The sequence below is a fragment of the Acidovorax sp. LjRoot194 genome, from assembly GCF_964253015.1.
Lineage (GTDB): Bacteria > Pseudomonadota > Gammaproteobacteria > Burkholderiales > Burkholderiaceae_C > Acidovorax.
Window position 1 is genome coordinate 188141 of the sequence record NZ_CAXUQB020000002.1, and the last position, 13812, is coordinate 201952.

Annotated in this window: 14 protein-coding genes and 1 pseudogene; 6 read left to right on the plus strand and 9 right to left on the minus strand. The window is 57.7% G+C overall.

Going from position 1 to position 13812, the window contains the following annotated elements; translation table 11 throughout:
- The first annotated feature begins 42 nt into the window (after positions 1-42).
- Positions 43-666, plus strand: coding sequence for a hypothetical protein (locus tag ACSQ3N_RS27240; protein ID WP_436137266.1), 624 nt, complete (start codon positions 43-45; stop codon positions 664-666).
- A 413-nt stretch (positions 667-1079) separates the two neighbouring features.
- On the plus strand, positions 1080-2144 hold the full coding sequence (locus tag ACSQ3N_RS27245) for a tyrosine-type recombinase/integrase (RefSeq protein ID WP_436137267.1): 1065 nt from the start codon (positions 1080-1082) through the stop codon (positions 2142-2144).
- Between the two features lie 206 nt (positions 2145-2350).
- On the opposite strand, the gene ACSQ3N_RS27250 is transcribed toward ACSQ3N_RS27245, so the two are convergent.
- Positions 2351-4744, minus strand: coding sequence for a tyrosine-type recombinase/integrase (locus ACSQ3N_RS27250; protein ID WP_436137268.1), 2394 nt, complete (start codon positions 4742-4744; stop codon positions 2351-2353).
- Positions 4745-5045: 301 nt separating this feature from the next.
- Between ACSQ3N_RS27250 and ACSQ3N_RS27255 the strand changes: the two genes are divergently transcribed.
- The 3 genes from ACSQ3N_RS27255 to ACSQ3N_RS27265 all read left to right on the plus strand — a co-directional run bounded on the left by ACSQ3N_RS27255 (position 5046) and on the right by ACSQ3N_RS27265 (position 5917).
- Positions 5046-5402, plus strand: a complete 357-nt coding sequence (locus ACSQ3N_RS27255) for a hypothetical protein (RefSeq protein ID WP_436137269.1) — start codon at positions 5046-5048, stop codon at positions 5400-5402.
- Positions 5395-5586 carry a hypothetical protein gene (locus tag ACSQ3N_RS27260; RefSeq protein ID WP_436137270.1) on the plus strand — a complete coding sequence of 64 codons (192 nt, stop codon included), beginning with the start codon at positions 5395-5397 and terminating at the stop codon, positions 5584-5586. Before ACSQ3N_RS27255 ends, ACSQ3N_RS27260 begins: the two co-directional genes overlap by 8 nt.
- Positions 5587-5731: 145 nt before the next feature.
- On the plus strand, positions 5732-5917 hold the full coding sequence (locus tag ACSQ3N_RS27265; RefSeq protein ID WP_436137271.1) for a hypothetical protein: 186 nt from the start codon (positions 5732-5734) through the stop codon (positions 5915-5917).
- Here the strand turns inward: ACSQ3N_RS27265 and ACSQ3N_RS27270 are convergent.
- The gene (locus tag ACSQ3N_RS27270; RefSeq protein ID WP_436137272.1) at positions 5914-6216 is read right to left on the minus strand and encodes a helix-turn-helix domain-containing protein; all 303 of its coding nucleotides are present in this window, start codon (positions 6214-6216) and stop codon (positions 5914-5916) included. The genes ACSQ3N_RS27265 and ACSQ3N_RS27270 overlap by 4 nt on opposite strands.
- Positions 6217-6329: 113 nt before the next feature.
- Here ACSQ3N_RS27270 and ACSQ3N_RS27275 point away from each other — a divergent pair, with 113 nt between their 5' ends.
- Positions 6330-6782 (plus strand): HAD domain-containing protein, encoded by a 453-nt coding sequence (locus ACSQ3N_RS27275; protein WP_436137273.1) that lies wholly within the window; start codon positions 6330-6332, stop codon positions 6780-6782.
- A 294-nt stretch (positions 6783-7076) separates the two neighbouring features.
- Here the strand turns inward: ACSQ3N_RS27275 and ACSQ3N_RS27280 are convergent, their stop codons facing one another.
- From ACSQ3N_RS27280 to ACSQ3N_RS27310, 7 genes and pseudogenes are all read right to left on the minus strand, one after another.
- Entirely contained in the window at positions 7077-8078 is a 1002-nt protein-coding gene (locus ACSQ3N_RS27280; protein ID WP_436137274.1) for a Tn3 family transposase, read from the minus strand.
- 217 nt (positions 8079-8295) lie between these two features.
- Entirely contained in the window at positions 8296-8547 is a 252-nt protein-coding gene (locus tag ACSQ3N_RS27285) for a (d)CMP kinase (RefSeq protein ID WP_436148033.1), read from the minus strand.
- Between the two features lie 25 nt (positions 8548-8572).
- Complete coding sequence (aroA, locus tag ACSQ3N_RS27290; protein WP_436137276.1) at positions 8573-9916, minus strand: 3-phosphoshikimate 1-carboxyvinyltransferase; 1344 nt, start codon at positions 9914-9916, stop codon at positions 8573-8575.
- 27 nt (positions 9917-9943) lie between these two features.
- Entirely contained in the window at positions 9944-10831 is an 888-nt protein-coding gene (locus ACSQ3N_RS27295; protein WP_436137277.1) for a prephenate dehydrogenase, read from the minus strand.
- Positions 10831-11166, minus strand: a complete 336-nt coding sequence (locus ACSQ3N_RS27300) for an aminotransferase class I/II-fold pyridoxal phosphate-dependent enzyme (RefSeq protein WP_436137278.1) — start codon at positions 11164-11166, stop codon at positions 10831-10833. Before ACSQ3N_RS27300 ends, ACSQ3N_RS27295 begins: the two co-directional genes overlap by 1 nt.
- A 197-nt stretch (positions 11167-11363) precedes the next feature.
- Entirely contained in the window at positions 11364-12911 is a 1548-nt protein-coding gene (locus tag ACSQ3N_RS27305) for an IS91-like element ISPps1 family transposase (protein WP_011117152.1), read from the minus strand.
- 108 nt (positions 12912-13019) lie between these two features.
- Positions 13020-13625, minus strand: a pseudogene (locus ACSQ3N_RS27310) (FAD-dependent oxidoreductase); the annotation flags it as partial.
- Positions 13626-13812 lie beyond the last annotated feature (187 nt).

Genomic DNA, 13812 nt, shown 5'->3' on the forward strand with positions numbered 1-13812 from the left:
CACCCGTTGGGTGCTCACCCGCTCCTTGTATTGGAGATTTTCATGAGCCAAACCTACTACCTCCCTGACAGCCCTTACGAGGACTGGCGTGGCAGTGAAGCGGGTGGTTATCGTCCTAGCCCACGTCAGCAGGCTCTCCTCGACGTGTACGCGTCCGCGAAACGGACGGGGCTTTTCTACACCTCGGATATTGTTGCGTTTGCGAGTACCAAGCTGGGCGTCAGTGCTGAGCTTCTTGCACGCTGCACAACAAATGTCGATGGAGGTGATTTCGCTTACGACGTGTATTTCGCAGGAAAGTGCTTTGGCGCCATGCAGCGTTATGAGAGCGTAAAGCGAGCAGCTGCAGATCTGTGCCACCTTCAAAAAGGCATGCAGCTCGGAACCTTGGTTTTCAACGATCACAAGCGTTGCACAAACGTCTGTGTCCACGAATCCAACTCACCAGAGAGCATCGTGCTGAAAGGCAAACGGGGCTCGTCAGTGGTTGGGATGGAAACAGATGCACTCAGCATCAAGCACGCAATAGAGCGGGCTGCAAGCAAGGGCTTGCGCAAAGACACCTTTGAGGCGTTGTCTTCGAGCCTTCGACCTGGCCAGGGCTCCGTGAAGGAGCTGAAGGCTCGCTGTTCCCTTCTGGATGAGAGCCAATCGGCCTTGTTTTAGTCTGCTCCGTTTTTCTGAGCATCATTGCCCTACGGCATAAGCCCCGATCCCACCATTTATGGTGTGCTCGGGGCTTTTTTATTTTCCGTCTTCACTTATCCTTCCTGCGCGAACGCTACATTCGCAGTCATTTGGATTACATGCCGAGGCCATAGCGCAGATGAAGAATGTCATCAGAATAGAGCTTGTACTTTGAATTTTCGTGATATTTCCGCTTTAGCAAACGGCAAACGGCATCTTTTTTGTATACCAGCCATCTGCCTGAGGAGCCATTCGACAATGGCTTGAGTCTCAGTTCCAAGAGGCCGGGAAATAGGACGACGCTCCTCGCCCAAAGCAGTATTTGTCAATTGTTGAATTGGCAATTCGGAACAAACAAATTACAATTGCCTCTTAAAGATCAGCATTGAAATATGGATAGCATCACTGCAGATGAGTTATTCGATGCGTGGCTAGCTCACAGCTCGGCTACAGACCGTGCGCCCATCGATAACGGGGAGTTCTACGGCCATTTTTGGAACACATGGAAAAAATTCCTCGGTGGCGAGGGCTTGAAGGTTCCTCGACCCCCCATTCATTGGCAAAGCGTCTCCCCGGTGGATATCGAAAGCTTTTTGAATAATGCCGTTAAAGAGCGCAAGAAAGATGCAGGGGTCAGCGAGATAACAAAGCGGCGCTACTGGAGGCTGTTGGAGCGTATTTATTCATTCGCCGTCGACAAGGGCTGGGTGAGCACCAACCCTGCGGCGGAAATGGTAGATAAACCCCTTCCCGAGAAACCCATCGGGGCAGTCATGACCTCGCATGTGTGGAGTCAAGCCCAAAAGGCCTTGGCAGTCACGGATGAGGAAGATGGGCCCCTTCCTTGGCGAAACCGCGCACTTTTACTCACCCTGTTTGAGCTCGGGCTCACGCCCTCTGAGGTTCGTGGCCTCACTCTGGATCGTGTTGTTCTGAGAGACCCATGGACAGGTTCGGGGGGCTATCTTGAGGTCGATGGCGAGGATGTGAAGTGGCAACGCCGACTTCCGCTGAGCGACAACCTCCGCACGGCACTGCAAGAGTGGATAGAAGTTCGCGCACTTGACGCGGGACACTCGAAGAGCGACGTGGTCTTCAGTTCGCGACGGGGCGGGGCGATGACAGACGAAAACTTGCTGGTGCTCGTTCGCAAGCACCTGATTTCTGCTGCTGAGGCCGCTGGCCAACCACCACCCGCGCGTCTTGGTCCCCAGATCATCCGGAATACGCGCCTCGTGTTCTGGCTTCACGACCGCGTACCAGTCGAGGAAGTTGTGAAGCGTGCGGGGCTCAAAAACTCCAAAGGCCTGTACCACCTCATCGACTACCTACCAGACGATGTTAGGTCGCAGATCCGCAACCAGCGCGATGACGTTCCGTCGGTGGACCTCCCCAAGCCTTCGTTGCGCGGGGTCTATGTGAAGCAGCCCTCCCTTTTCGCTGACGAACTTCAATGATCGACCGACAGCCATCGCGGTCTGTATCGTTGGGGCTCGCGCGCCCCATTGGATATACCGATCTTCTTCGCAGAGATATCCCAGGTTTCTGTGGATAACATGCCCTTTTGGGGCGAAGAATCGCGCCACTGTTGAGCTCAAGTACCTTGCCCGCTTTATGAGCAATGCGGGCAGTCCACGCGACAGTGCCGAAACTCGCTGTTCCGTCACACGCTGGTCTTGAGTTTGTCCACCGCCTTGATGCGGTCCCCCAGGTTCGCCTTCACATAGATGGCCGTGGTGTTGATGTTCTTGTGTCCCATCAGCTCTTTGACAATGCTCAGATCTCCCCCGGTCGCTACCAGCGCCTTGTGGGCGTAGGTGTGTCGGAGCCAATGGGTCGATGCGCGCATGAAAGGGCCGTCCGCTTCGCCTGATCTTTCACCGGCAGCGACAGAACACATCGCAAAAAATCCCTTGAGCACGTGATAGAGCATGTGACTGGACAAGGCGCCGTGCTCATTGACTGTGTATTTCAGCTTGCCGGCCTGCGCCACGCGCTCGATCTCGATGGTCGGCAGCGCCGCGTTCCTTCGCACAGCTTGATCTGCGCGTTTGATGGCCAGCTTCTTGTCCTTGGCCGAGATCCACCGGTCGTCGAGCACACCTATCAGCGGCTGGTCCGCGGGCTTAACTTGTTTGAACAGGCTGAGCTTGCCTTGCGCCATCAGCTCTTCTCGATCCGCACGATGCTCGCGAAGCGCTTCCATCGTGGCAGCGTTCAAGGGAACCCTGCGTTTGCGTTTTCCCTTGCCCAAGACCTCCAGCACGCGGGACTCGGACCCGTGATCGAGTTCGCGGTCAGTTTGCACGTGCGACCATCGCGCCTGTGCCACCTCCGCCCGCCGCAAGCCCGCGTTTTCGATAAGACGGAACAACGCGCGAAGCCGCCGTTTCGCGGGGCCCTCCGGAAGTTCTGCGAACGTCGCACCGACCACCTGCAGGTCAGCCTCGGTGAACGAACGGAACACATCCATAGTCTCCTCGTCGCGCTTTTGGCCGTGCACGGCCAGGCTCGCGTTGGCGGTGATGTATTTCGACTCGACCCAATGCGTGAACATAGAGCGGATGGCGGCAAATGTGACGTTCAGGCTCTGCGAGTTCAATGGACCACGCAACGGCCTCCACTTGGAGGTTTCCTTTTGGGCTGGTCCCTTGGACTGCTGCACCCAATCCTCGGGCGGGTCTACCAGAAACTGCTTGAAATCGAAGAAGTCCTCCTGAGCCAGCGAGGACAAGGTTTGCCGGCGCACATGTACGGCCCAGAGAATCAAACGCTCGATGGCGCGCCGATAGGCTTCTTGCGTGTGAGGTGACTTCTCCTTGATGGATTTAAACCAGGCCGACACAGCCTCGCGGTCATTGTTCGCATTCATCGTGTTGGCCACGCGCGTGCGAAACGCTCCATACTTGCCGTCCAGCTCTGCGGGCCAAATCATCTTGTCCAAGGGCAAAAGAACGCTGGTGACTTCGACCTGCAGCTCTCGGGCCTGGGAGAGACCAGGGAGCCGGGAAAGTCCCGCTGAGGGAGCAAGGTTCCAACGCTGAATCCAGGCCAATAGATTGTTCGCTCGTTTTGCTCCGTAGCCGGGGATGTCGTCAAACCAGCTTTCTCCCTTCAACGAGATCCAGTCCACCAGGTTGCCCACAGTGATGACGCCGGCTTTGCCCAGCGCCTCCATCTGAGCGCCCGACATGATCACCCACTGCTCCACACGATGCGCGCGTTCGGGCTTGGTGCCCAAATGCTCATCGAGCCAGTTGATCGCCTGGAGCACATTCGCCATGCGCTCGGCCGCGCTTCGTGCCTCGGTTAGCACGTGCGCGGGCTCAACAGGGAGAACGGTGGTCGACGCCTCGGTCGGAAGCGCAATTTCTGCCTGCTTTGGCGCCGTGGCGGCTGCAGGGTCGGGCAGGGCGGCAGCAGTTTCAAGCAGCAGCGCCTCGTACTGCTCGATCAGCTCAGCCTCAGAAAACATGTCCTCGTCGAACTGAGCCGCAAACTCTTCCAGCGTTGGCGGCTTTGGCGCCAGTGCCGCCACCGGCGCCGGCATGGTCGTCATCGCATCGCCAAGCGTCACCGCGGTCGGTTTTAGGGCACCGGGCTCACCAGCCATAACGCGCGGCTCATCGACCACGATGGTCTGGTGGTCCCTGAGAACCCTCACCATAGCGCGGGCCTCCTGCGACTGAGCGATCCCGTGCGCAGCCGCCTCGATGCGGTCAAGAAGCTCCTGGTACTTTTTGATCAGGGCTGGGCGCTCGGGCGCGCGACCTGGCCACAGCAGATACTGGCGCGATGCCACGGTGAGATCCACCCCTTGGGCGACCGCGCGCAGCATGGCGAACTCGTCGGCCGTCGCGTTGTGATGGGCAATCTTGGTACGCGCACCTGGTGGGCGCCCGCGCCGGCGCGGCGCTGGCTTGGCGCTCTGCGGGGGTTCCAGCGGCTGGCCACCGTCAGCATCCACGGCCGCGAGCTTTCCTGCTTCGGCGATGGGGCCGTTTTCGGCGGGGGATTGCGCTTGTGGAAATTGGGGCGTAGAGTGAGCCATGGTCATTGAAAATGCATTGTCAAAATTCACTGCCAGCTGGGCAACCGGTACAACTAAGCGTTGAGAAAAGAGGCGAATTTCGAGGCCTCTATTTTTTGATGCTCATTTAATCCACCATAACTATCATTATGAAATAGTGAACGTTAAATGTAAACGGGCCGTGTCCCTCGGCCCGATGGCGCAGTGTGAACCTAAATTTCTTCGGTGTCCATAGGCTTGTCGTCCGCCATCGATCTTTCGGAAAATCCGTTTTGTACATGCCAGGGCTGATATGTATGATTGAGCATGTACAAATTTGGTCTGCACCATGCTCAACTTCAAAAGCGGCTCCTTTTCAGATCTGGCCAACACCCCCATGGGCGCAGACCTCTGGGCATTGATGACAGCACCCGAATCTCTTATTCGCCTGGAAACAGCGACCTATCTCGGTAGGCCTGCCGTCGAGGGCCTCCAGCCTCAGCTGCTTGCAGCGTTCGGCGAAGTCATCCGCCAGGACCGCTGGAAACAGGTAACCGGAGCAATGGCCAGGCAAGTGATGGAGTACCTGGGGTATCAGTTCGTCCGCTCTGGGGTGAAGATCAAAGTGAAGGATCTCTTCAGCACGGGCGCCACCTACGTGAAGCGCAACACACCGGCTGCGAATGGAGATGAACTCAATGCTTAAACGCCTGAAGCCCACGGTAGTGAGGACGGACGCTGCTGGCCTCGCCGCCTTCCAGGGTGACGCGCTGCTGGTGTTGGAGATCTCCAAGGGCGAGATTGAGACGGGCAACATCGCGAGCGCGCTGGAGCGCTTGCACTCAATCGCTGAATCCAGAGAGACGGCCTTGCGCGGATGCGCTGGATGACAACCACCTTTTGGTGGTGTCAAACCAGTTCCGAGACCTTCTGTCTGGCGTGGGTTGGAGTGGAGATCATGATCCCGCTCGCGCTGCCTTACCGCTCACCCTATTGCTTCTGACCAAGGCGGGTGCCAAACGGTCAGGAGACAGCTTGGAAATGGGGCTGGAAACTTTGCAAGAAGCACTGTGCTTGCTCAGCACTGCCGTGGATCGGGAGATCGTCAATCGGATGCTGCAACGCCAAGATGCCATTCCGATTGGCACCGGCCTGATACAAGGCCTACAAATGCTGGTACAGCACGCCCAGGAGCACGCCGATTCGGAATGCCACGCCTAGTCTGACACCAAGCCCTTGAAATCCGCAATGACTGTCTGGAGGATCTCATTGACGGAGGCGGCGTCTAGACCCGGGCAGTATGCGGCAGCGACCAGGGTCAATGGATGAATCTGCATCTGCTCGGCCAACACCTCAATGGTTCGGACACTGGGTACTTGATGTCCTTGCTCAATGCGACTGATATGTCGTCGGCTCGTGGCCACCAACATGTCTTCCTGGACCAAGCCACGTGCCGCGCGCAACTGCTGCAACGCTCGACCAAAGTCGGCTTGGGGTGGGACACGCTTTCGGGAAGACATTCCCCCGATTTCCGCCCAATGAGACTAAAAAGACCACGACCAACTAGTCTCATTGGCTCTCTCACTTCGTAGAAATCTCTTCCCTGTTGGAAATCTGATTCTGAACTAGCGCTGTGCCCATCCTGTTTCTAGATTTTGATGGCGTCTTGCACCCAGAGCATTGCCATGAGTCGAAGCACTTCTGTTGCCTACCCTTCTTGGAAGATGCGGCACGGCAGGTGCCTGAGTGCAAGGTGGTGATCACAAGCACCTGGCGGCTGGAACAACCATTTGAGGCTCTTGTGCAAAGGTTTTCCCCGGACGTAGCCGCCATGATCGAAGGCGTCACCTCTAGATATAGCGATCTAACGACCATCCCAGATACGCTGGTTGGATACGAGCGGCAGGCGGAGTGTCATGCCTGGCTTTGGGCCAACGACGTGCCGCATCGCAGCTGGGTGGCTGTGGATGATCGGTCATGGCTTTACAGGCCTTTTTGCAAGTCGTTGTTTTTGGTCAATGGGCTCACAGGGCTCACGCCAACGTCCGGTGCGCACTTGACGTCTCGACTTCAATGTCTTTCGTGAAATACATCTCGATCTAGAAACCAAGGCAAGGATCAAGGTCACGGCAGGACCCGACCCGCTTTTGGATTGATTCAGAGCCAGGTTGGATCACTTCTCGATGGTGTGGCACAACGCGGAAAAGTGATCGTTTCGGCACGGCTTCCGAATGTCCGGCGCTAACTCTACTTTCCGGTTTTGCAAGAAATAAATGAAAACACGAAATGGCTATCACCGCTAAGTTGTTGATTCATATAGAGCAGCTTTCCGATTTTGCAAAGAAAAAATTAAAAACGGAAATGCGATGCGTTTTTGACATCAATTGGCGCGGGACCGTTTTGGCGGGTTTTGGCCCCGCAGGAGCACGCTGGCATACCGGTCAACGCTAAAGCTCATCAGGCCCCGAAAATTGATATGCCCGAAGTGCACTGGACCGATGCACCGAACAACGTTGTCTTCAATGCGTTGTCCACCAGCCTTGAGTCGGTCTACGGTTTCTTGCAACTTCATCGTGTTCCAGCCAATCACCATGTTTGTGAGCAGCGCGTGAGCGCCCGAGATGGACTTAAGTTCATCGCGGCGCCGGCCGCGTTCCGCAGTGACGCGCCCGTAGTAGATGGCGCGTTGCAACAAGTGAACCGATTCGCCACGATTGAGCAGGGTGCGGATCTCTCGCCTGAACACCTCATTGGTGAAGTAGTCGCACAAAAACACGGAGCGCAGCAAGCGGCCATACTGGTCGAGACAGCGGCGCACGTCGTCTCCAGCGGCGGCGCTGCCGTGGCGAGCCAATGCCCAGGCAACGCTGACCCGTCCTGACTTGATTGAGGCAATGAGTCGCATCGCTTGATCCCAACCGTCACGGATGGCTTTTTCGGTGATCGTGGGAATTGCCACTTTCTCCAGGGCCTCAGGCACCTGAATCGAGCGTGGCGTCCAGATTTTGCGGTCGGGCAGGCCTGCCAGCTGCGGACACAAATCGAACTTCAGCAGCTTGGCCACGCTCATGCCGGAGTAGGTATAGCCGTGTGTATCAACCGCCAGAAGATCGACTTTGATGCGGTCCTCACTGTTGTCAACAAGGGCGCTCTCGTCGGCATAGGGAAACCCGACGTCCACGAGTCGCTGGTGGATGTCATGCAACTCAACGAAGTGACCGGATATGACCCCCGCTCGGCCCCACTGCCAATTCTGGACCAAGGCCTGAAGATAGACTTTCAGCAGATGTCCCTGTGTCAATGAGTCGAGCCATCGGCGCGTACGGTGCTCTCTCTCAAGTGCGTCCTTCCTGGATTTATCGAGTTCATCAAGCTCGACCATCCCGCGGCATGCTGGGGTATTAGGGGTCTCCTCGTTTTCAGTGCAATAAGTGACGGTACGAAAAGCTAGCACTGGCGCGGAGGTGGTGTTGGTAGATCGTTGATTTCATTGACTTTCCTGTTCACTTTCAAATCTGCGATTCGTGGCGTCAAACCGTGGTCGGTTTCATCCATTGGTGCCAGTTATCGATGCATTTGGCCGCGAAGGCAGGATTTGGTCAGGCTTCGGATACATCGTGGCCGTTGAGCAGTACTTTGTCGCCCTGGAACTGCACGGGCAAGTTCGCAGCCATGGCGATGATTTGCTGCAAATTGACCTGATTTTCAGGATTCAAGCCCTGCCGGGCTGCAGCCACTGCCAACACGCGGTAAATGGCGCCACTGTCCAGGTAATGAAAACCCAGTTCGGCAGCCACCAACGCTGCCACAGTGCCTTTACCCGACGCGGTGGGTCCATCAATGGCGATCACAGGACAAGTTGAGCGGTTCATTGCATTAACCTTTGCGGACTGACTGCACCCGCATGCCCAGGGAATTGGCCAAATCCACAAACCCCGGAAACGAGGTGTCTACGGTTTGTGCGCCATGAATCACCATGGTGCCTTCAGCGCGGATGGCCGCCACGCTGAATGACATTGCTATGCGGTGGTCGCCCTGCGATTCAATGCTGGTGGCCTTGTAACGCACACCTTCCAGGTGGCCCGCTCCTTGAATAATCATGCCGTCTTCAGTAGGCTCTGCATCAATGCCGCACTTTTGAAGCCCGTGCGCCATCACGGCGATCCGGTCTGATTCCTTTACACGCAATTCTTCGGCGCCTGTCAGCACTGTGCGCCCTGTTGCATTGGCAGCCGCCACAAACAAAACCGGGAATTCATCAATCGCCAAAGGCACCAAGTGCTCCGGAATCTCAATACCTTTCAAAGCAGCGCTTCGGATTCGCACATCGGCCACGGGTTCGCCACCCACCTCGGCGTGGTTGCTCAGTTCAATGTTGGCGCCCATCAATTTCAAAATGTCGATCACACCGGTGCGGGTGGGATTCATGCCCACATGTTTCAAGGTGATGTCGGCTTGGGGTGCAATCGAGGCCGCAACCATGAAAAATGCAGCCGATGAAATATCGGAAGGCACATCGATTTTTGTGGCCTTTAAAATTTGCCCGCCTTTCACGCTGGCCCTGGGGCCTTCGGTGATCACCTCAACGCCGAAGCCACGCAACATGCGCTCAGTGTGATCGCGGGTAACAGCCGGCTCGGTGACGGTGGTGGTACCTTCGGCATACAGGCCGGCCAGCAATACGCAAGACTTCACTTGGGCCGATGCCATGGGCAGCACATAATCAATTGCCTGCAAGGTGGTGCGGCCATGAACATGCAGGGGCGGGCGACCGCCTTCCTGCGCTTCAATTCGGGCACCCATCAGCACCAGGGGGTCGATCACACGCTTCATGGGACGCTTGCCTAGGCTGGCGTCGCCAGTCAGCATGCAATCAAAATCCTGCCCGGCCAGCAAACCCGACATCAGGCGCATGGACGTGCCCGAGTTGCCGCAATCCAGCACCTCGCGCGGGGCTTTCAAGCCATGCATGCCAACACCATGCACTTTCACCTTGCCGCGATCTGGCCCTTCAATACTCACACCCAGGGCGCGGAATGCATTCATGGTGGCCAGTGCGTCTTCGCCCTCCAGAAAGCCGTCCACCTCGGTGGTGCCTTCCGCAATCGAGCCCATCATGATAGCCCGGTGGGAAATTGACTTGTCGCCTGGCACACGCGCCGAACCCGACATGTGTTGGGTGCTGCTGGCGTGAAATTCGATCAAATTCAAATCTGACATGACAATGTATCCGCTTAGTTTTGGCGATCAATGGTGTTTCCAGGCGCTACGGTAGTCCGCAGCTTGCCCCAGAATTCGTTCCAGTGTGGTGCGGTCACCGCTCTCAATGGCCGTGCGCAGGCTTGCAATATTGGCCTCGAATTTGCCCAGCATGGTGAGGAGGGCCGCGCTGTTGTTTTGAAAAATATCAGCCCACATTTCAGGTGAACTGGCTGCAATGCGGGTGAAGTCTCGATAACCGGCCCCGCCCTCTTTCATGAACTCGGCACCTTTGGGATGGCTCAACACGCTGGACACATAGGCAAAGGCCAGTAAATGTGGCAAATGACTGACTGCACCAAACATTTCATCATGGTCCATTGCATTCATGGTGCTGAGTTTGGCACCAATGCCCAGCCACAGATTTTCAACTTTTTTCTGGCCGCTGGCACTGGTTTGTTCCAGCGGACACAGCACGCAATTTTTGCCCTCAAACAGATTGGCCACTGCAGCAGCAGGGCCATGCGACTCACCGCCCGCAATCGGGTGGGCCAATACAAATCTGGACTTCAGTCCTGGAAACTGTTTTTCAAGCTCGTCCAGCATCACAGCCACATCCGACTTGGTACTGCCTGCGTCGAAAATCAGGCAATTCGGTGGCAAGGATGGCAGAAATTGGGTCAGCACCTGCTTGTACTGACGAACGGGTATGGACAACACCACCGCATCCACATTGCGTACGTTTGAGTCGCCTGGGCCAGCAATGCATTCATCCACAATACCCAGTTTAAGTGCTTCATGGGCTGTTTCCAGTTTACGTGAATAACCCAGCACATGCCCCACCAAACCCTTTTTCCTGGCAGCAAGGCAGATGGATCCACCAATCAAGCCCACACCAATGGCAAGCATGCGATTGAAGACAATACCTTTGGCCATTACGACGCCTTCATGGCGGTCAGCGCCTTGGGCAATGCCGTCAAGAATGCTTCGTTTTCATGGGGCAAGCCGATGGAGACACGCAGCCACTCCGGCAGGCCGTAGCCATTGACCGGGCGCACAATGACACCCATGCGTTGCAGGGCGTCAAATACTTTCATGCCGGCGTCTGGCGTACTGCCCGCCCTGAACAACACAAAATTGCCATATGAGGGCACGTACTCCAGGCCCAGCAACTTCAAGCCATTTTGTATTTGCGCCAAACCCTTCAAGTTCACTTCATAGGTTTTCTGCAAAAATTCCTGGTCGTCAATGGCGGCTTCAGCAGCAGCCAAAGCCAGCGAACGGATAGGAAATTCAACCGCATGAGGCCAAGTATGGCACGAGTTTTGGGCCTCGAAACACGTTCGGCCAAGGAAGGTTGAGCGCTCGCTTGCCGCTCAATGGCAAGAGCTTGGGAGGCAGTATGCATTTGGGCCTGGCGCGCGCGCAGCTGCTTCCCCGCAGCGATGGATACCGCCGCTTCACTGGGTCACCAATTGACGCGCTGGTCTACCTCGTCGGGTTGAGCTGCCAGATCCCAATCCGGCTCGCCTTGCGCACCATCATCCACCGGCGCGTCGCAGCCCTCCCACAGCGGTGGCCCGCGTGCCGGGGTGATGTGCGGGGGGGCAGACTCCACCCCGATGTGGTTCAGGATGTGGCGGATTTCGGCGCTGTGGGTGATGAAGGCAATGATGCGCATCTGCCCACCGCACATGGGGCACAGCAGCGGAAATGCCTCGTAGATGCGGGCAATCAGCACCGCCCACAAGTAATGCGCCGCTCGCTTCGGGCGTGCTTCAGGTTCGGGTGTGGGTGTGGCCGCGTTGCCCGGCGCCGCCACCCCAGGTACGCCCGCGCCAGGTTGTGCAGTCTCCACCGTGGCTGGTTGCGACGCAGCAGGCTGAGCCAGCGCCGTTACCGCCGCTCTCAGCGGCGAGTTTGGTGCCAGCACACCAAAGTAGCGGTGCCGGTGGGTGCGTGGCGGTGGCACCAGCGCGGCGATGCGGTCGATCAGTTCCAGCGGTGTGAGGTGCAGCTCATCTGCCTTGGCACCACGCTTGTCACTGGTGGGCTCGCTGCGCTGTTTGGCACAGCGGTACACCAGTTTGCTTCCCTCTTTGCGTAGGCGCTCCATGGAAAACGGTGGACGCGCGCAATAGCGCAGCAGCCGCTCCAGCGCAGCGCGGTCGTGGGCTTCGATGCAGACACCGGCGTCCACCGAGAAGCCGCTGTGTTTGTAGCCCAGCATGTCTTTGGCGTCACAGTTCTCCAGCAGGCCCCGAGCAACGAAGGCGCGCAGGATGCGTTTTTGCAGTGTGGTCTGCACTGGGGCCACGGTAGCCGCATCGATGCCGGTGGCCGCGTGAAAGATGACACCCGGCGATGAGATTCGAGGGGTCGCATCAGCATCGCCCTCGCCCTCCACTTCCTCAAACACCCCGTCCACCACACAAACGTGGAAGTGGACGTGTTCATTGAGGCTGGAGCCGAATCGGTGAATGAAGGCGATGGCACCGATGTGCAGGCCTGCCTTGTCCATATGGGCCGCACCGGGGCTGTGGGTCTGCAGAGTTTGTGCGATCACCCGCAGAAAGATGCGCAGCACCATGCTCAGCACCGCTCCGTCGCGTTGCATGAAGTACCGCAACCTCTTGGGCACGGAGAGCACCCACTGGCGCACCGGCAGGCGGGGGAAAACGTGGTCGCTCAGGTGTGCCGCCGTCTCCACCATCCGCCGCGTGGTGCACGAGGGGCAGACTCCCCGGCCTTTGCAGGAGAAGGCTACAAAGTAGTCGTGCCCACAGTCGCCGCAGCGAGCGCGGGCAAAGCCATGGGCAAAGATGCCGCACTCAAGATACTTGGCAAACGCTTTGCGCACGAAGGGCTTGGGGGTGTGGTGGTCGCCCTGGCCGTCGAACTGACCCGCGCTGGCCAACTCTAGCCAGGTCTCGTAGTGCTCGGCTACCATTTGGTAGAGCAGCGTGCGTTCGGGGTGGCGTGGGTTGTAGAGCTTGGGCTTGGAAGTGGCTGACATGAATACTGTACAAATGCACAGTATTCTGCGGCGATTGTTTGGGTACGCAAAGCACAAGGCCCGAACCGTCGCCAGTTCGGGCCTTGTCAGGGTAGCTTGGCTGCGGACTTACTTGCGCGCAGGCGGCACATCCGTGCAGCTGCCATGCGCCACTTCCGCCGCCATGCCGATGCTCTCGCCCAGCGTCGGATGCGGGTGGATGGTCTTGCCGATGTCGACAGCGTCCGCACCCATCTCGATGGCCAGGGCGATCTCGCCGATCATGTCGCCCGCATGCGTGCCGACCATGCCGCCGCCCAGGATCTTGCCGTGGCCCCGGCCAGCATGGCCGTCTCCTGATCCTGCTTCGGGGCTGTCGTCGAACAGCAGCTTGGTGACGCCTTCGTCGCGGCCGTTGGCAATGGCGCGGCCCGAGGCCGCCCAGGGGAACAGGCCCTTCTTGACCTTGATGCCCTGCTGCTTGGCCTGGTCTTCGGTCAGGCCCACCCAGGCCACTTCGGGGTCGGTGTAGGCCACGCTGGGGATCACGCGGGCGTTGAAGGCGGCGCTGGCCAGTTCCTTGTTGCCCTGCAATTCGCCGGCGATCACTTCCGCCGCCACATGCGCCTCGTGCACCGCCTTGTGCGCCAGCATGGGCTGGCCCACGATGTCGCCGATGGCGAAGATGTGCGGCACATTGGTGCGCATCTGGATGTCCACGTTGGGGTCTCCTCGTTTTCAGTGCAATAAGTGACGGTACGAAAAGCTAGCACTGGCGCGGAGGTGGTGTTGGTAGATCGTTGATTTCATTGACTTTCCTGTTCACTTTCAAATCTGCGATTCGTGGCGTCAAACCGTGGTCGGTTTCATCCATTGGTGCCAGTTATCGATGCATTTGGCCGCGAAGGCAGGATTTGGTCAG

Excerpts from the sequence above, each read along its gene's own strand:
- ACSQ3N_RS27240 (WP_436137266.1), top strand. The coding sequence starts at position 43 with ATGAGCCAAACCTACTACCTCCCTGACAGCCCTTACGAGGACTGGCGT.
- ACSQ3N_RS27245 (WP_436137267.1), top strand. The coding sequence starts at position 1,080 with ATGGATAGCATCACTGCAGATGAGTTATTCGATGCGTGGCTAGCTCAC.
- ACSQ3N_RS27250 (WP_436137268.1), bottom strand. The coding sequence starts at position 4,744 with ATGACCATGGCTCACTCTACGCCCCAATTTCCACAAGCGCAATCCCCC.
- ACSQ3N_RS27255 (WP_436137269.1), top strand. The coding sequence starts at position 5,046 with ATGCTCAACTTCAAAAGCGGCTCCTTTTCAGATCTGGCCAACACCCCC.
- ACSQ3N_RS27260 (WP_436137270.1), top strand. The coding sequence starts at position 5,395 with ATGCTTAAACGCCTGAAGCCCACGGTAGTGAGGACGGACGCTGCTGGC.
- ACSQ3N_RS27270 (WP_436137272.1), bottom strand. The coding sequence starts at position 6,216 with ATGTCTTCCCGAAAGCGTGTCCCACCCCAAGCCGACTTTGGTCGAGCG.
- ACSQ3N_RS27280 (WP_436137274.1), bottom strand. The coding sequence starts at position 8,078 with ATGGTCGAGCTTGATGAACTCGATAAATCCAGGAAGGACGCACTTGAG.
- aroA (WP_436137276.1), bottom strand. The coding sequence starts at position 9,916 with ATGTCAGATTTGAATTTGATCGAATTTCACGCCAGCAGCACCCAACAC.
- ACSQ3N_RS27295 (WP_436137277.1), bottom strand. The coding sequence starts at position 10,831 with ATGGCCAAAGGTATTGTCTTCAATCGCATGCTTGCCATTGGTGTGGGC.
- ACSQ3N_RS27305 (WP_011117152.1), bottom strand. The coding sequence starts at position 12,911 with ATGTCAGCCACTTCCAAGCCCAAGCTCTACAACCCACGCCACCCCGAA.